Origin of the sequence: Mycobacterium sp. M26, from assembly GCF_001494595.1 — a bacterium.
Taxonomy (GTDB): domain Bacteria; phylum Actinomycetota; class Actinomycetes; order Mycobacteriales; family Mycobacteriaceae; genus Mycobacterium.
This window is the reverse complement of record NZ_LN929908.1, coordinates 3,513,733-3,528,350: the sequence shown is the minus strand read 5'-3', so window position 1 is coordinate 3,528,350 and position 14,618 is coordinate 3,513,733. Positions and strand designations below refer to the sequence as shown.

Sequence of the window (14,618 nt, the reverse complement as noted above, 5' to 3'; positions counted from 1 at the left end):
CGCCGGTAGTGCGAGTCGGCTCGACCAAGCCTCGGATATCGGCACGAGTCCCTTTCTTGCCGGTTGTAGTGAATCGAGAATAACTAAAGCCGACCCTCCTTGGTCAAGGCTCGGCCGCCGACGAGCGGGTTTCTTACGGCGACATCTGGATAAAAGCCCGTTCAGGAACATGGTTGACAAGCGTGATGCAGGTCACGAATGATGTGGAGTTAGTTAACGGTGGGCCGCATTGGTCTGTGGAAGTGCAGGAAACGTAAGGAGTGTGTCTCCATCGACGTCGGTGTGTCGCCCGAAGTGCTGGGCCTCGGTCAGGTCGCAGACGAACTGGCCGAGCTCAGCGCTGCGCGCCTTGGTTCGGTACAGCGGCACAACGAGCTGTCCGCTGCGGCGCTGAGCTCGGTGCTCGACGCGCTCGAGCAGACGCGTGCCGAAATCGCCACCGACGCGGTGCTCCGCAGCGCCCCCCGACGGCTGTGCGGATGTGGGGCCTTCGGCCGGGTGATGTTCTCGACCGTCCGCGGCTCGATGTGGACGCCCGAGGCCCTGTATGTACTGAGCGACTCCGGGCAGGTTGCCCTCGAGATCGACGACGAGATCGCCGATCTGCACATCCCGCTGGCATCTCCTCTGGTGGAGGCCGAGGTGGTCCGGCGCCGGGTGCCGGCGCTGGTCAACGACGCGCCCAGCGAACCGCGCACCTACGGACCACTGGTTCAGCGGACCGGCTGTCGCGACTACGTGGTGGCACCGGTGGTAGCGATGTCGGCGGTGGTGGGCCTCCTGCATGCAGACCGGCCGAGCGGCCCGGCGGTCACGGCGGTTGATCGTGACCTGTTGCGGCTGTTCGCCGACGGTGTGGGAGTCGCCTATGAACGGGCCGTCCTCAACGACCGTGCCGAACAGCAGCGCCGCAGCGTCGCCGAGGTATGCGACGCAGCCGTTCGGGCTCTCACCGAACTCGACCAGGTGCCCACCCTCGCCCTCGCCGCTCAGGTGCCGGTGTCGCCCGCTCTCGCGGGGCCGGCCCCGGTAGCGGACTACGCCGACGGCCGGTTGTCGAACCGGTTGGCGCGCTTGACGACCCGTGAGCGCGAGGTGCTGGCACTCCTGTCCAGTGGGGCCACCAACGCGCAGTTGGCCGACCGGTTGACGGTGGCCGAGAGCACGGTGAAGTCGCATGTGAAGCACATCCTCCACAAGCTCGGCGCCGGCAACCGCGCGGCTGCCATCGCGTGCTATCTGCGAGAGTCCCGACGAGATGAACGGCGGCCGCAATGAGTGTTTCCTTGGCCAACGATGGCACCCGGTCCAGTGCGGCGCGATCGAAAACCGAATGGTGGTCGCGCGAGATCGAACTCGTGGAACGGCTGCGGGTGATCAGCGAGCACACCCAGTCGGTGCTCGGCACCCACCTGACGCTTCCCACCGTCGAGTGGGATGTCCCGTGGCGCGCTGCGGAGATGATCTCGACGTTGACCCATGCGTGTATCGACAGGTTGCGCCACACTCCGGACGGCGCCGTCGTCGACGCCGGTCATCTGTGCGATGTGATCCTCGACCTGCAACAGCTGGCGATGGATTGGTACCTGCACGACACGGCCATGCGCGGCCAACGTCTGGCCGACTGCGCGGCCGGTTTGTCCCGGCTTCGTGGCCTGCCCACGTCGACCGCTTTGGTCGAGAATGCGTGCGAGGAGCTGGTGTTGCGGTGCGGTTTCCACCGGGCCGTGCTCTCGAAGGTGGAAAGTCGCAGCTGGAAACCACTGATCATCCATGACCGCAGTGCCGGTACTGAAACGTCCTGGTTCAGCGACTGGATCAACCAACGCGTACCGCTGTCGGCGACCGCTCCGGAGGCCGAGATGTTGTCTCGCCGGCGTCCATCGCTGGTCTACGACACTGCGAATGCCCCGGTCTATCGACCGCTCATCGTCGCGGCCGGGCAGTCCCGGTCTTACGTGGTTGCGCCGCTGGTGGTCGGCGACGATGTGATGGGGTTTTTGCATACCGATCACCATCCATTGCCACGCAGGGTGGACGAGGCAGACCGGGACGTATTGTGGGCGTTCGCCGACGGCTTCAGCCACATCTACGAGCGTGCGATCCTGCTGGAGCGGTTGCGTACCCAGCGGGACAGCGTTCGCGAGCTCTTCTTCGGAACCGTCGACAAGATCGATCAGCTCTGCGAATCCGGCGCGGAATCAGTCCGCGGGTATGAGGATTCGGCAGCTGAATCCGACTGCGGGGCAACGGCTGCTGTCGAGCTGACCGAGCGTGAGGCCGAAGTCCTCGATCTGATGGTCACCGGCGCAACCAATCAGGCCATTGCCGATCAGCTGGTGATCACCGAGGGCACGGTGAAGTCTCACGTGAAGCACATCCTGCGCAAGTACGGTGCGGTCAACCGGGCCCAGGCCATCGCCTGGGCGTTGAAAGACCGCTGACGTCAGTTCGTCATAGACTCGGCGCGGTGGTAGCTGCCGTCGTGGTAGAGCAGCGGCGCTCCAGCCGCGTCGTCGTCGCGATGGATCCGGGTGACCCGCGCGATGACCAACGTCGAATCACCAGCTGCCACAAGCTGATCGATACCGGCACACAACCACGTCGGTGTGCCGAGCAGTAGCGGTTCACCTGTCTCCAAGGTGGTCCACAGGCTGGTGTCCGCGAAACGATGATCGGCACTGGCCGAGAACCGCTGTGCCAGCTCGAGTTGCTTTTCGTCGAGCAGGTGGACGACGATCGAGCGCGCTGTGCGCAGGGCTCCGATGCTCGAGGAGGTGTGGGTGATGTTGAAGCACACCAGTGGAGGATCGAGGGACAGTGACGCGAACGAGGTCGCGGTGAAACCTACCGGCCCGGACTGCGCCATCAGAGTGATGACCACCACGCCCGCGGGATGCCTGCGCAGGGCGGCCCGGTACTCATCGGAGGTCACGTTCATGCCGGTAGCGCCTCGGAGACAGCGTCGTTCAACAGCTCCATCGTCTGCAACGCGGGAAACACTGCGTCGCGGATGAGCTCGACAACACCCGGCGCCCCCGGGATGAGCACTGCGCCGTCGGCGATTCCGAGCGAATAGATGTCGGCTACCAATCCGGCCAGCCCTGTGGGTGTGCCGACGTAAAGTAGCGCACCCGAATTTCTTTCGCCGTCATGCTGGGCGAGCAGCGCGCGCGCTGTCGCTGCGTCCGAGGCGATGACGACGTCGATGTCCGCGGCTACCTCGGCTCCCGGGGCTGCGCTCCGCAGGCGCGCCGATCTGCGTGCCAGATCGCTGAGATCGACGCCCCGGACCCGCTCGGCCGCGGCATCCCGGTACCAACACACGTCGTCGTCCTGCGCCACACCGAATCGCAGCGGTGACCGGTCTCTGAGATCGATGTCGACCATGGCTTCCTCCGAATCGGGTTAGTTCACTGCCGGATCGATAACGATCGCGAACGCCTTGTTCTCGATCCCGCCCGAGCGGTCCAGGGCGATGAACTTCTCCTCGACGTACTCGTCGATGGAGTGCGGGCCGCCCTCACGGCCGAGGCCGCTCTCCTTGAACCCGCCGAACGGATAGGCTGGGTGGATGGTGTGCCAGTTGTTGATCCACACCGAGCCTGCCTCCAGGCGCCGTGCCACCTCGAGCGCGCGGTCGTTACTGCCCCACACACCAGCCGACAGGCCGTAGTTGGTGTCGTTGGCGATCTTGACAGCTTCGTCGTCGGAGTCGTAGGTCAGTACCACCAGAACTGGGCCGAAGACCTCTTCGCGGGCGATCCGCATATCGTTGGTGACGTCAACGAAGATCGTCGGCTCCACCCAATAGCCCTTCTCGAATTCCGGACCCGTCGGGGCGCTACCGCCGATGGCGGCCTTGGCTCCTTCGTCTGTCGCGATCCGGAAGTACTCGAGAATCCGATCACGCTGTTCGGCCGAGATGATGGGGCCGACGTGGGTGGTGGGCTCCAGAGGGTCTCCCAATTTGAGAGTGGAGGCGCGTTCGACCAACTTGCCGACGATTTCGTCCCGGCGGCTGGCCGGGATCAGCAGGCGGGTGCCGGCTTCGCAGGCTTCGCCGTTGTTGGCCATGCATGCGAACAGCGAGCCGTCGACCGCCATGTCGATGTCGGCGTCGTCCAGAATGATGTTGGCGCCCTTACCCCCAAGCTCCAGGGTCACCCGGCGGACGGTGTCGGCTGACTGCCGCAGAATGCTCTTGCCTACCGCGGTGGAGCCGGTAAAAGCCACCTTGCGGACCAGCGGGTGTCCCGACAGGTGAGCGCCTACCGGCTCGCCATCGCCGGTCACCAGGTTGAGGACTCCGGGCGGCAGGCCGGCCGCCTCGAACTCGCGCACCAGTTCCAGTGCCAGTAGGGGAGCGTGCTCGTCGGGCTTGAGCACCACCGAGTTGCCGGCTACCAAGGCTGGGCCGATCTTCCATACCGTGGTTAGCAGCGGGATGTTCCACGGCACGATGGCGGCGACGACTCCGATCGGGTCGCGCACGACGATACCGTCGGCGGCCACGGGTTCGATGGCCGGACCTGTTGTCTCCCATTGATACTGCTGGGCGATTGCGGCCAGGTACTGTAGCTGGCCTACCGACAGGCCGACGTGCAGCGCGCCGGTGATACGGATGGTCGCACCGTTCTCGCGGGCTTGTAACGCAGCCAGCTCGTCGGTGCGTGCGGTCAGTCGTTCTGCGACGGTGTTGATCAGCCCCGCCCGCTGTGCAGGCGGGGTGCGCCGCCACGTGCCTTCGTCGAACGCGCCCTGTGCTGCGGCGACAGCGGCGTCAACATGGTCGGTCGTGCCTTTCGCAACCGTGGCGACCAGCTCTTCGGTTGCAGGGCTGCGGATTTCGTATACCTCGTCGGAATCGATCCACTTGCCGTCGATGTACATCGAGTAGTGCTTGGTCATGACAGCTCCTTCGCGTCAGCCGATCTGGCGAGACCGGTCCTGCCAGTAGGGTTTACGGATAGCCTTCTTGTCGACCTTGCCGGCCGGGTTGAGCGGCAACTCGTCGGTGAACAGGACGTTTTTGGGTGCCGGAACCGATCCGAGCGCGCGCTTGACGTGGTCGATGAGCTCCGACTCGAGGCTGGGGCCAGTGATCTCACCGGACTTCGCGACGACGACGGCGAGGACGGCCTCACCCCATTTCGGATGTGGCACACCGATGACCGCGCTCTGTGCGACGGCGGGGTGGCTGGACAGGGCGTCTTCAACCTGGCGAGGAAAAACATTGAAGCCACCGCTGACGACCATGTCCTTCTTGCGGTCCACGATGAACAGGAACCCGGCTTCGTCCAGGTATCCGACATCGCCGGTATGCACCCAACCACCGCGCACCGTCTCGGCATTACGTGCCGGATCGAGGTAGCCCAGCATCTGGCCGAGTTGGCGTGTACAGATCTCCCCGGCGCTGCCGGCCGCCACGTGACGATCATCGTCGTCTTGAATGCTGATCTGCACCTGGAACATTGGGCGGCCGGCCGAGGCCAACCGGGCGGCCCACACATCGTTGTCGATGCGGTGCTCGTTCTTGCGTAGGCACGAGACGTAGCCCTGCTCGGTGCCGGCGTAGGTCTGGATGAAGATCGGTCCGAACACCTCGATGGCCTGGCGCAGCCGATCGGGGGCGATGGGTGCGCCGGCGTAGACAATGGTGCGCAGCGAGCCGAGGTCGAAGTCCTGGCGCTGCGGATGGTCCAGCAGTAGATAGATGATCGTCGGCACGAGCGCAGTGGCGGTGATCCGGTGTCGCTCGACGTTTCTCATCAGCCCTTCGGCCTCCAGGCCGGGCAGCATCACGTTGGTGCCGCCGCGGATGAAGGTGGGCATCACGAAGATCTGGGAGAAGTGGGTGAGCGGGGCGCCGTGTGCGAATACCTCGCCGAAGGCGATGTCGCCGATCTCGAGGCCGGCCGAGATGCTGTAGTAGCTCCAGGTGAGATGCGAGTTGACAACGCCTTTCGGCTCACCGGTACTGCCGGAGGTGAACAGCACATAGGCTTCGTCGTGCTCGTCGATGAGCACGTCGGGGCGCGCTGTCGGCTGCGAGTCGACGAGGTCGCCGAAGTCGAGGGCGTCGACCTCGGTCCGGTCTGCGGTGCCCACCCGGATCACCGTCTGCAGCTTGGGCAGCTCGGCCCTGATGGAGGCGACGGCGTTTTCGAACTTGGCGTGATAGATGAGCGTGGTGGCGTCGGTCTGGGCGAGGTTGGAGCGGAATCCGTCGGCGGCAGCGCGCGTCGGCATCTGCACCAGCACCGCGCCTGCCGCCCAGATGCCTTGCTGGATCGGAATGAATTCCAGGCAGTTCGGCATCAGTAGGCCGACCCGCTCACCCTTCTGCACGCCGGAGGCGACCAGTGCCTGCGCAATCTGGTTGCGCCACTGGCCGAGCCGGCGATAGGTGATACTTCGGTCACCGTCGACGATCGCGGTCTGCTCGGCGTAGTAGGTGCAGGCCCGATCCAGGACGTCGGGCAGCACCCCCCACATTCCGCGGTTCGGCTGGTTCACTACCGGGCCAGCGCTGCGGGGTCGAACCCTTCGACCCAGTACTCCGGAGTGATGATCGGCAGGCCGAGCTCTTGCAGCACCGGGGTGTCATTCCAGTAGGTGGTCTCCCGCTCGATCCGGCCGTCTCCGTCGAGCTGGTGCCAGGTGATTCCACGGGTGGTCAGCGTCTTGCCGCCGGTGGCCACTCCCCGGTAGGTGCTCAGGCCTTCTCCGGTCCAGTCCCACAGGATCACGACCGCCGGATTGCCGTTGACACCGGCCAGCTCGAACGCCTCGGTTGCGGTGAACGAGTGAATTCCTGCTCCGTTGTCACGGTCGGTGTTGGCGAATGGGGCCAGCCGCGGCTCCAGCTCTGCCTTCGTGATCGCGGTGTCGATCATGTGGTCAGAGTCCGCATGATCGTCATAAACCAGATCATCGGCGTACAGACCCACTGCGGCTGCAGTGTCGGTGGTGAGTGCGGTGACCCAGCGGTTGGCGTGGTCGGTGGCCAAGCTCATGTTCTCGATTCCTCTCAGACCAGGGCCGGAAGCTTGGCGACGGCACTGGGATCGACGGGCAGGCCCAGATCCCGCACGGCGGTGGCGCAGTCCCAGAAACTCTCTTCGCGCTTGATGCGGCCGTCGGCGTCGTAGATGTGGAAGGTGATACCGCGGGCCCCCGGCACCGTGCCGTTGGTCGGCACGCCGACGAACGCAGCAGCCGTCGGCGCCTGCCATGTCCAGCGGTAGATGGCGGCCCGCTCGTCACCAACCACTTCATCAATGCGGAAATTGTTGATTCCGATGCCATTGGTGACGTCCTTGTTGGCGTAGGGCGCGAACACCCGCAACAGTTCGTCCTTCGACGTGATCGACTGGCCCAGGATCGGATCCTCGAACAGGAAGTCCTCGGCGTAGAGAGCGACGACGGCTTCGGCGCTTTCCCGGAACGCCTTCAGCCATTTGACGGCGAATGCATGACTCATGAAGCGGTTCTCCTTGACGGTGCGGGCGACTGTCCTGACGGTAGGCAGCGCCGTGTTGGCGCGGCGACTACCACCGGGAGGAAACCGACTGCCCCAAGGGGGGAGGGCTTCCCCTGTCGTTGGAGCGAGTTACCCCCTGTGAGGGGTGTGCACGGGCGCTCGGGGGAGCAGCATCGGCCTCAATCAGCACGGATCGGAGATGGAGAAAGCAATGCTGAATCAGGACATGACCGACGAAGAGTTCGCCCCCTACTTCGCCAAAGCGCAGGAGGTCTCGCAGTTCTTCCGTGAGATCGGCCCGAAGTACGACCAAGAGAACACGTTCGCGTACCCCTCGGTCGACGTCTTCAAGAAGTCGGGACTGGGTGCTCTGCCCGTGCCCAAGGAATACGGCGGGGCGGGCGGCAACATCCTGCACGTCTCCAAGGTGGTCTCAGAGATGTCGCGTGGGGACTCCGCCATCACGCTGGCCTACAACATGCACTACATCATGGTCGGGATCGCCGGCAATCTGATGAGTGAAGAGCAAAAGAAGGTCTGGCTCGGCCGGGTGGCTGACGGCTCCCTGATCTTCGGGCCGTTCTCGGAGAAGCGCGCCGGCTTCTCCGGCCTGGCCGACATGCGGGCGGTGCCGCAGCCGGGCGGCGGGTGGAAGCTGTACGGGAAGAAGACCTGGGGCACGTTGAGCGAGGCGGCCGACATCATCACCACGAACGCGACCGAAACCAACTCCGACGGGGAGTTGCCGGACACCTTCGACGGTCGAGTCGCTGCCGAGAAGCTGTTCGTTGGCGATTTCAAGGTCGACGAGAACGGCATCGGCGACGGTGTCCGGATCGAGAAGACCTGGAACGCGTTGGGTATGCACGCCACCGGAACCCAGGTCATTCACTTCGACGGGTACTACGTTCCCGAGGACGGGTTCATCTGCCCTTGGCGCGCAGGCGCTTTCGGTGTGCTGGAATGGGCGTCGCTGATGTTCGCGAGCATTTACCTCGGCATGCAGTACCGGATTCTGGAGGAGACTGTTGCCAAGCTCTCCAAGAAGCATCTGGGCGCCACCTTTGGAGCGATCGTCGCCGCCGACACCGAGGTCAAGAACATCGGGCACATCGTCGACGGCATCGGTGAGATGGCGACCAAGGTGGAGCTGTCGAAGCGCGTCGTCTATCAGACCTGTGAGGACCTGATCCACGGCCGGGACAAGAACTGGGCGCCGGAACTGCGCTTTCCGTACCTGGGTATCGCCAAGACCTTCACCTCCGAGAATGTCATGCACATGGCAAAGCGGGCAATGAGCATGGTCGGCGGGGAGTCGTTCCGTAAGGGCACCATCTTCGAGCGTCTCTACCGGGATTCAGCGGCGTCGATGTTCCAGCCGCTCAACGCCGACCAGACCCAGACCTACATTGGCGAGTTCATGCTCAACACGGCTGCGGCCGCACATCAGTCCTGATCAGCGCAGCGGATGCCCTCGACGACGGCCGCCTTGGTGGCGTCGTCGAGGGCATACGGCGTGTAGAGCGTGAAGCGGTCCACCAGGGTGCCGAAGCGCTGAGCGATTTCCCGACCGACCTGCGCCGGCTCGCCGGCTACTGCGAAGGCCGACAACACTTCGTCGTCGATCAGCGCCGTCATCTCGTTCCAGGCGCCGTCCTTCGACAGTCGATGCAGTTCGGTATGCAGAGCTCCCCAGCCGTGTAGGTCCAGTACGGCGCGATAGGCGGGAGTCGCTCCATAAAAGGCGATCTGGCGCCGAACCTGTTGCAGTGCAGCCACATAGCTCTCCTCGTCGGCACCCGTCACCACAAGGCCCGGATAGCAGACGGTGAAATCCGGCCGCGCCCGGCCGGTCGCCTTCAGCCCGGCGTCGATCACCGGCATGGTCACCTCGCCCAGGTAGCGAGCGGTGGTGAATCCGTGCACGAGCATGCCGTCGGCCACCTCGGCCGCGACCGCCGTCATTTTCGGGCCCACAGCCGCGACGACCACCCGCGGCGTCCCGAAGGCGCTGGGTTCGGGGCTGAACATCGGTGTCATCAGCGTGTGCTGATAGAACTCGCCGCGGAAGTCCAGCTTCGCACCGGTCTGCCAACTCGCCCAGATGGCCCGCAGCGCCAGGACGTACTCACGCATCCGCTCGGCCGGCGCCGACCACGGCATGCTGAACCGGCGTTCGATGTGGGCCTGAATCTGGGAGCCGAGACCGAGCACGAAACGACCCTTGCTGAAGGTGTTCAAGTCGTTGGCCACCACGGCCGCGGTCATCGGACTGCGCGCGAATGCCACGGCCACGGCGGTTCCCAGTTGCATGGTTGGTGCCTGCTGTGCGGCGACCATCAAGGGCAGGAACGGATCCCGGCTCACCTCGGTGGACCACATGCCGTCGAACCCGATGCGCTGGGCGTCGGCAATCTGGTTGGCGAGGACATCGAAGTCGGCGCCTTCAGTGCCGTCGATGGTGCCGCCGATGTTGGTGTCCACATACACCAGTGCAGCCTGGCACGGGCGGCTCGTTGCGGACTACCTGCATTCTCCGGTCGGGGGACCGAAATACCCCCAAGTGGAGCAGACCCGGTGTGACCGGCGCCATACGTTGGCGGTATGGGCCGCATGTCTGACGAGGTAATGCAACATCCGCTGAGCTTGCTCTGGCAGAACATCTTCACCTGGGCGAGCTGGGGAATCGTCCTGATCATGCTGGTCGTTGCCATCCTCATGGGACTGCGGCAGCGGACGCCGTTCTATGTGATCGCCCTCCTGGCGGCGGGAGTGGCGGCATTCGCCGAGCCGCTCTACGACGTCGCATTCGATCTGTGGTTCTACGATGCCCATGCTGATGGGACTCCAGGTGCTGCATTCAGTCACTTCTCCGCATTCGGTGTCGTGCAACCGATCTGGACTCACAGCGGTTACATCATTCTCTACGCCGCCGCGCCCCTCTACATCGGCCGGAGAATCTACGAAGGACGGTTGGGGAGGCGAGGTCTGTTCCTGGTCTGGGGTGCCGAGATGTCGATGTCGATTGCGTTCGAAGTCATCGGGACCGGAACTGATGTCTATACCTACTACGGACCGTTCGTCGGGCGCATCTGGAACTATCCGGCAGTCATCGGTGTGCTGGAGGGGACCCAGACTGTGCTCTTCACTGTCGTCGCGGTTCTGGTGTGGCGGAAGGTCTCGACAAGTTGGGGCCTGTTGAGCCTCTTCGTGGTGTTCCCGGTGACCTTCTTCGGCGCGAATTTCGGTCTCGGTGCACCGGTGATCATCGCGTTGCATCTGGACGACGGATTGTCGACCGATGCGCTTGTCGCAGCCGCGACGGCCGTCTCGATCTCGCTGTGCGCCTTCGCGGTGTACGGGCTGAGCAGGTTCCTGCCGGATGGCCCGGTCAACGAGGCACCGGCGTCAGCCGGCAATGTCGAGCACCGCGCGGGCAGCATCGGTGAGCAGCAGCCGCAGGCGGTCTTCCGCTAGACCGACGCCGTGGAAGAGCGTCGATTGGATCGCACCGATCGCGGCGTGGACCACGGTGCGCGCCTCGGCGTCGTTGAGGTCGGGCCGCAGCTCGTCGACCAGGTGCACCCACTCCTCGAGATACAGCCGCTGCTTGCGCCGCAGCCGACGCTGGTCGTCTTCGGGTAGGTGGTTGATCTCGTTGTGGTAGACCTGCGCCAATTCCCGGTCTTTGACCACGAATTCGACCTGTCCGGCGATCAGCCGGTCCAGCGCGCGGGTCAAATCGTCGGTGGTCTGCAAGATCTGCTGCTCGTCGAGCAGCAAATCGTCGATGGCTTGGTCGAACAGCGCCACCAGAACGGCAGATTTGCTGTCGAAGTGGCGGTAAACCCCTGAGCCGGTGATACCGGCGGCGGCGCCGATCTCCGCGATGGAAACGGCGTGGTACCCCTTACGGGCGATCAGGTCGGCGGCCGCGGCCAGGATCCGTGACTTGCGCTCGGGGTCGCGGGTACGCGGGGTTACCCGGGCGGTACCCGAGGGATCAGCGACGATGATGCCCACCTCCGAAAGTGCATGGAGATTCATTATGCATCCTTGCTGACCACAAGATATGCATCGGTGCTAGTGAATATGGGAGTCAGGTCGCGTCAACATCAGCGTCTGACGGAGCCGCAACTGATATCTCCCAAGAGAGAGCAATTGGGTCCCTTGGGGTGACGCCGAGATCGCCTGCGGCTGTGACGATCTATCCGTGACTGTGTCGGCCGCTGCGGTGGACCGCACTCGCAGGCTGCCCGGGCTCGACGGCATCTGGGCCCTGATCGGGGCCGACTCGCTGCTCTTCGCGATCCTTTTCGGCAGTTTCATGGTGGAACGCCGGCATCACCCCGCGCTCTTCGAGGCGTCCCGCCTTACCCTGGACGTGAACCTCGGTGGCGTCGATACCTTGATTCTGCTGACCAGTTCGTGGTTGGTCGCGTTGGCGATTCAGTGTCTCAGACGCGAACACACCGACCTGGCATCGCGCTGTCTGCTCGGCGGGGTGCTGACCGGTGTCCTGTTCATGGTGTCCAAGTTCGTCGAGTACACGACCAAGATCAGTCACGGCATCACACCGGCGACCAACCCCTTCTACATGTGGTACTTCACGCTGACCGGGATCCACCTGTTCCATGTGATCCTGGGCACCGCGCTGCTGACTGTGGTCTGGCTCCGTACGCGTCGCGGACGGTACGACGGCGCCAACCCGGCCGTGCCGGAGTCCGTCGCGTCGTTCTGGCACCTGGTGGATTACGTATGGATCGTGCTGTTTCCGCTGCTGTACCTGATGAAGGCGGCGCACTGATGTCGCTGCTGCGTGAGCGAGTCACCGTGGTCTGGCTGGGACTGCTGGTCCTCACGATCCTGACGACGTGGGTGCTGTCCAAGGAGGTCGTCGGGCCCACCGTTGCCGTCACGGGGATCTTTGTGGTGGCTGCGGTGAAGGTCCGGTTGGTGATGCTGGACTTCATGGAGCTCCGGACGGCACCGCTGCCGGTTCGTGTGGTGTTCGAGGGATGGATCGCCGCGGTGACGGTCCTGATTCTCGTCTTCTGGTTTTTCACCGCTGGGATCGACTGAAACCCTTGGAAGGGAGATAGTTTCATGGCTGCTATTGCCAGAGAGAGCTCGCTGAAGATCGGGCTGTGGTGTAACTGGATCTTTGTCGCATTGACCGCGATCGGCTGGTTGGGTATTGCGCACTTCATCGCGCCCGCCCGTGCCGACCTCGGCCTGGATGCCACCAAAGTCTGGTTTACCGAGACTCATCGTTGGGGGGTCATCGTCGGCTGCACGCTGTTCTACATCGCGGCCGGAATCCTGACCCCCGGCTCCATAGTGTTCGGCATCATGCTGTCGAGAATCGAGGGACGTCACCCGTTGTGGTCCTACACCACTGCGGTTTGTGGTGTCTTCATATCGCTCATCGTGTTCTTCAACTGCTGCGCGTGGATCGTCGCCGCCTACCGCCCCGAGTACGGTGCTGATGTCATCCAATCCTGGTACGACTGGGCCTGGTTCGCCTTCCTGCTGGGCTGGATCTACCTGGCCATCGAGATGGCAGCCACCGGAATCGTCGAATTGATGGACGACCGGCCGCACCCGATGATCCCGCGCTGGTTCACCTGGCTCACTCTGGCCGGTGCACTGTCGATCATCACTGCGGCCGGCCCCGCCTTCTTCAAGAGTGGTCCGTTCGCTTACCACGGGCTCCTGGCGTTCTACATGCCCGTCGCCGTCTGGGGTGCCTACCTTTGCGGCACGACATGGTTCATGATGCAGGAACTCAAGCGCTCACCCGACCGGTCGGAGCCCGCCGCTTCCGTGGCGTAACTCCGGCCGGCCGGACTCAGGTCAGGACGGCTTCTTCTCCGGGGTCCATGTCGCCGGCAGCCGCTTGGTGCCGTTCATGAAGTTCGACAGCAGTAGATCCGGCTCACCGACCTCAAGGTTCGGCATGCGGTGGTAGATCTCGCGCATCTGCGCCTTGAGCACCTCGCGGCCCAGGATGTGGCCGAGACAGTAGTGCGGGCCGCCGGCGCCGAAGGACTGGTGCGGGTTGTGCTTCTCGTCGCGGCTGATGTCCATCACCATCGAATTCTCGAACACATCCTCGTCACGGTTGCTGGCGATGTACCACATGACGACCTTGTCGCCCTCCTTGAAGGTGACGTCGCCCAGTTGGTAGTCCCGGGTCGCGGTGCGGCGGAAGTGCATCAGTGGCGGTTCCATTCGCAATACCTCGTTGACGGCGTCATCGACGCGATTGTCGAAATCCTCCATCAGGTAGGCCAATTGCTGCGGGTGCTTCTGGAACAGGTCGAGGGCACTGGCCATGGCGTGCCGGGTGGTGTCGTTGGCGCCGGCCGCCAACAGGGCGAAGAAGACGCCTACTTCGTCCTGGGTCAACTTGTTGCCCTCGTATTGCGCCTCGGCGACCCAGCTGAGCAGATCGTCCCCCGGATTCTTCATCCGCTCGGGCACCAGCTCATTGGCGAGGGTGGCCAGCTTCATCGAGGCGTCGGCGAACACCATCAGCGGCGAGCCGATGTGGGCGTACTCCGGGTCGTTCCAGCACGCGAATTGCTCGGCGGCGTCCATCGTGTACTGGATCTGGTCTCGGTCGGTGATGCCGAGCATGCTGCAGAACACCTGCCCGGGAACCTCTTTGGTGATGAGTTCGCACAAATCGCCTTCGCCGCGGTAGGCCACGTTGTCGACGATTCCCTTGACGATTCCCGCGATCCGGTCGGTCATCTTCCGGATGTTGCGCGGGGTGAAGGCGACGGTCACGATGTTGCGCAGCTCGGTGTGCCGCGGCGGATCGGTCACGATGAACGACAGCATGGTCTCGAGTTGCGGGAAGTCGTCGATGAAGACGCCTTCGGCCGAGCTGAAGACCTCGACGTTGCGAGAGACCTCACGCAGGTGCGCGTGTTTGACGATCGACCAGAAGCCCTTGGCGTTCTGCAGGTTCGGGTCCAGGGAGTCCGGCGGTTCGTTCCAGCTGATCGGCTTGTTCTCGCGCAGCCACTTGAACGCTTCGTGCCGGTAGGCCCGGGGCCGAGCCCAGAACTCCAGCGAGTTCAGGCGGGTGTCCATCTCTTCGGTCGACGCGGTCATGCTTGTC

At 64.0% G+C, this 14,618-nt stretch carries 16 protein-coding genes; 7 read left to right on the top strand and 9 right to left on the bottom strand.

Annotated features, from left to right (window positions below; genetic code table 11):
* Window positions 1-282: 282 nt before the first annotated feature.
* Together BN3385_RS29130 and BN3385_RS26215 are read left to right on the top strand one after the other, a co-directional pair.
* The gene (locus tag BN3385_RS29130; protein ID WP_059021370.1) at window positions 283-1,278 is read left to right on the top strand and encodes a LuxR C-terminal-related transcriptional regulator; all 996 of its coding nucleotides are present in this window, start codon (window positions 283-285) and stop codon (window positions 1,276-1,278) included.
* Window positions 1,275-2,444, top strand: a complete 1,170-nt coding sequence (locus BN3385_RS26215) for a helix-turn-helix transcriptional regulator (RefSeq protein ID WP_059021368.1) — start codon at window positions 1,275-1,277, stop codon at window positions 2,442-2,444. The genes BN3385_RS29130 and BN3385_RS26215 overlap by 4 nt, the downstream gene beginning before the upstream one ends.
* A 2-nt stretch (window positions 2,445-2,446) precedes the next feature.
* On the opposite strand, the gene BN3385_RS26210 is transcribed toward BN3385_RS26215, so the two are convergent.
* The 6 genes from BN3385_RS26210 to BN3385_RS26185 are packed head-to-tail and all read right to left on the bottom strand — an operon-like array spanning window position 2,447 to window position 7,486.
* Complete coding sequence (locus BN3385_RS26210; protein WP_059021366.1) at window positions 2,447-2,941, bottom strand: flavin reductase family protein; 495 nt, start codon at window positions 2,939-2,941, stop codon at window positions 2,447-2,449.
* On the bottom strand, window positions 2,938-3,390 hold the full coding sequence (locus tag BN3385_RS26205; protein ID WP_059021363.1) for a hypothetical protein: 453 nt from the start codon (window positions 3,388-3,390) through the stop codon (window positions 2,938-2,940). The genes BN3385_RS26210 and BN3385_RS26205 overlap by 4 nt, the downstream gene beginning before the upstream one ends.
* Before the next feature lie 18 nt (window positions 3,391-3,408).
* The gene (locus BN3385_RS26200; RefSeq protein ID WP_059021361.1) at window positions 3,409-4,911 is read right to left on the bottom strand and encodes an aldehyde dehydrogenase family protein; all 1,503 of its coding nucleotides are present in this window, start codon (window positions 4,909-4,911) and stop codon (window positions 3,409-3,411) included.
* A 15-nt stretch (window positions 4,912-4,926) separates the two neighbouring features.
* Window positions 4,927-6,498 carry an AMP-binding protein gene (locus tag BN3385_RS26195; RefSeq protein WP_059022433.1) on the bottom strand — a complete coding sequence of 524 codons (1,572 nt, stop codon included), beginning with the start codon at window positions 6,496-6,498 and terminating at the stop codon, window positions 4,927-4,929.
* 20 nt (window positions 6,499-6,518) lie between these two features.
* A complete protein-coding gene (locus BN3385_RS26190) occupies window positions 6,519-7,019 on the bottom strand; it encodes a ketosteroid isomerase-related protein (RefSeq protein ID WP_059021360.1) in 501 nt (166 codons plus the stop codon).
* A 14-nt stretch (window positions 7,020-7,033) separates the two neighbouring features.
* Window positions 7,034-7,486 carry a ketosteroid isomerase-related protein gene (locus tag BN3385_RS26185; RefSeq protein WP_059021358.1) on the bottom strand — a complete coding sequence of 151 codons (453 nt, stop codon included), beginning with the start codon at window positions 7,484-7,486 and terminating at the stop codon, window positions 7,034-7,036.
* Between the two features lie 211 nt (window positions 7,487-7,697).
* On the opposite strand from BN3385_RS26185, the gene BN3385_RS26180 reads away from it, so the two are divergent.
* A complete protein-coding gene (locus tag BN3385_RS26180) occupies window positions 7,698-8,942 on the top strand; it encodes an acyl-CoA dehydrogenase family protein (RefSeq protein ID WP_059021356.1) in 1,245 nt (414 codons plus the stop codon).
* Here BN3385_RS26180 and BN3385_RS26175 read toward each other — a convergent pair.
* Window positions 8,933-9,976 carry an LLM class F420-dependent oxidoreductase gene (locus BN3385_RS26175; protein WP_082690652.1) on the bottom strand — a complete coding sequence of 348 codons (1,044 nt, stop codon included), beginning with the start codon at window positions 9,974-9,976 and terminating at the stop codon, window positions 8,933-8,935. The genes BN3385_RS26180 and BN3385_RS26175 overlap by 10 nt on opposite strands.
* Before the next feature lie 114 nt (window positions 9,977-10,090).
* On the opposite strand from BN3385_RS26175, the gene BN3385_RS26170 reads away from it, so the two are divergent.
* Complete coding sequence (locus BN3385_RS26170; protein ID WP_059021354.1) at window positions 10,091-10,963, top strand: hypothetical protein; 873 nt, start codon at window positions 10,091-10,093, stop codon at window positions 10,961-10,963.
* On the opposite strand, the gene BN3385_RS26165 is transcribed toward BN3385_RS26170, so the two are convergent.
* Window positions 10,895-11,533 carry a TetR/AcrR family transcriptional regulator gene (locus tag BN3385_RS26165; RefSeq protein ID WP_082690651.1) on the bottom strand — a complete coding sequence of 213 codons (639 nt, stop codon included), beginning with the start codon at window positions 11,531-11,533 and terminating at the stop codon, window positions 10,895-10,897. The two genes, BN3385_RS26170 and BN3385_RS26165, sit on opposite strands and share 69 nt — an antisense overlap.
* A 166-nt stretch (window positions 11,534-11,699) precedes the next feature.
* Here BN3385_RS26165 and BN3385_RS26160 point away from each other — a divergent pair, with 166 nt between their 5' ends.
* Genes BN3385_RS26160 through BN3385_RS26150 form a run of 3 tightly spaced genes read left to right on the top strand, consistent with a single transcriptional unit; the run spans window position 11,700 to window position 13,321 of the window.
* Window positions 11,700-12,293: a cytochrome c oxidase subunit 3 family protein gene (locus BN3385_RS26160; protein WP_156432888.1), complete on the top strand. Its 594-nt coding sequence runs from the start codon at window positions 11,700-11,702 to the stop codon at window positions 12,291-12,293.
* Window positions 12,293-12,568, top strand: coding sequence for a cytochrome C oxidase subunit IV family protein (locus BN3385_RS26155; RefSeq protein WP_059021350.1), 276 nt, complete (start codon window positions 12,293-12,295; stop codon window positions 12,566-12,568). The genes BN3385_RS26160 and BN3385_RS26155 overlap by 1 nt, the downstream gene beginning before the upstream one ends.
* A 24-nt stretch (window positions 12,569-12,592) precedes the next feature.
* Window positions 12,593-13,321 (top strand): hypothetical protein, encoded by a 729-nt coding sequence (locus BN3385_RS26150; protein ID WP_059021348.1) that lies wholly within the window; start codon window positions 12,593-12,595, stop codon window positions 13,319-13,321.
* Window positions 13,322-13,342: 21 nt separating this feature from the next.
* Here BN3385_RS26150 and BN3385_RS26145 read toward each other — a convergent pair whose 3' ends face one another.
* Entirely contained in the window at window positions 13,343-14,611 is a 1,269-nt protein-coding gene (locus tag BN3385_RS26145) for a cytochrome P450 (RefSeq protein WP_059021346.1), read from the bottom strand.
* Window positions 14,612-14,618 lie beyond the last annotated feature (7 nt).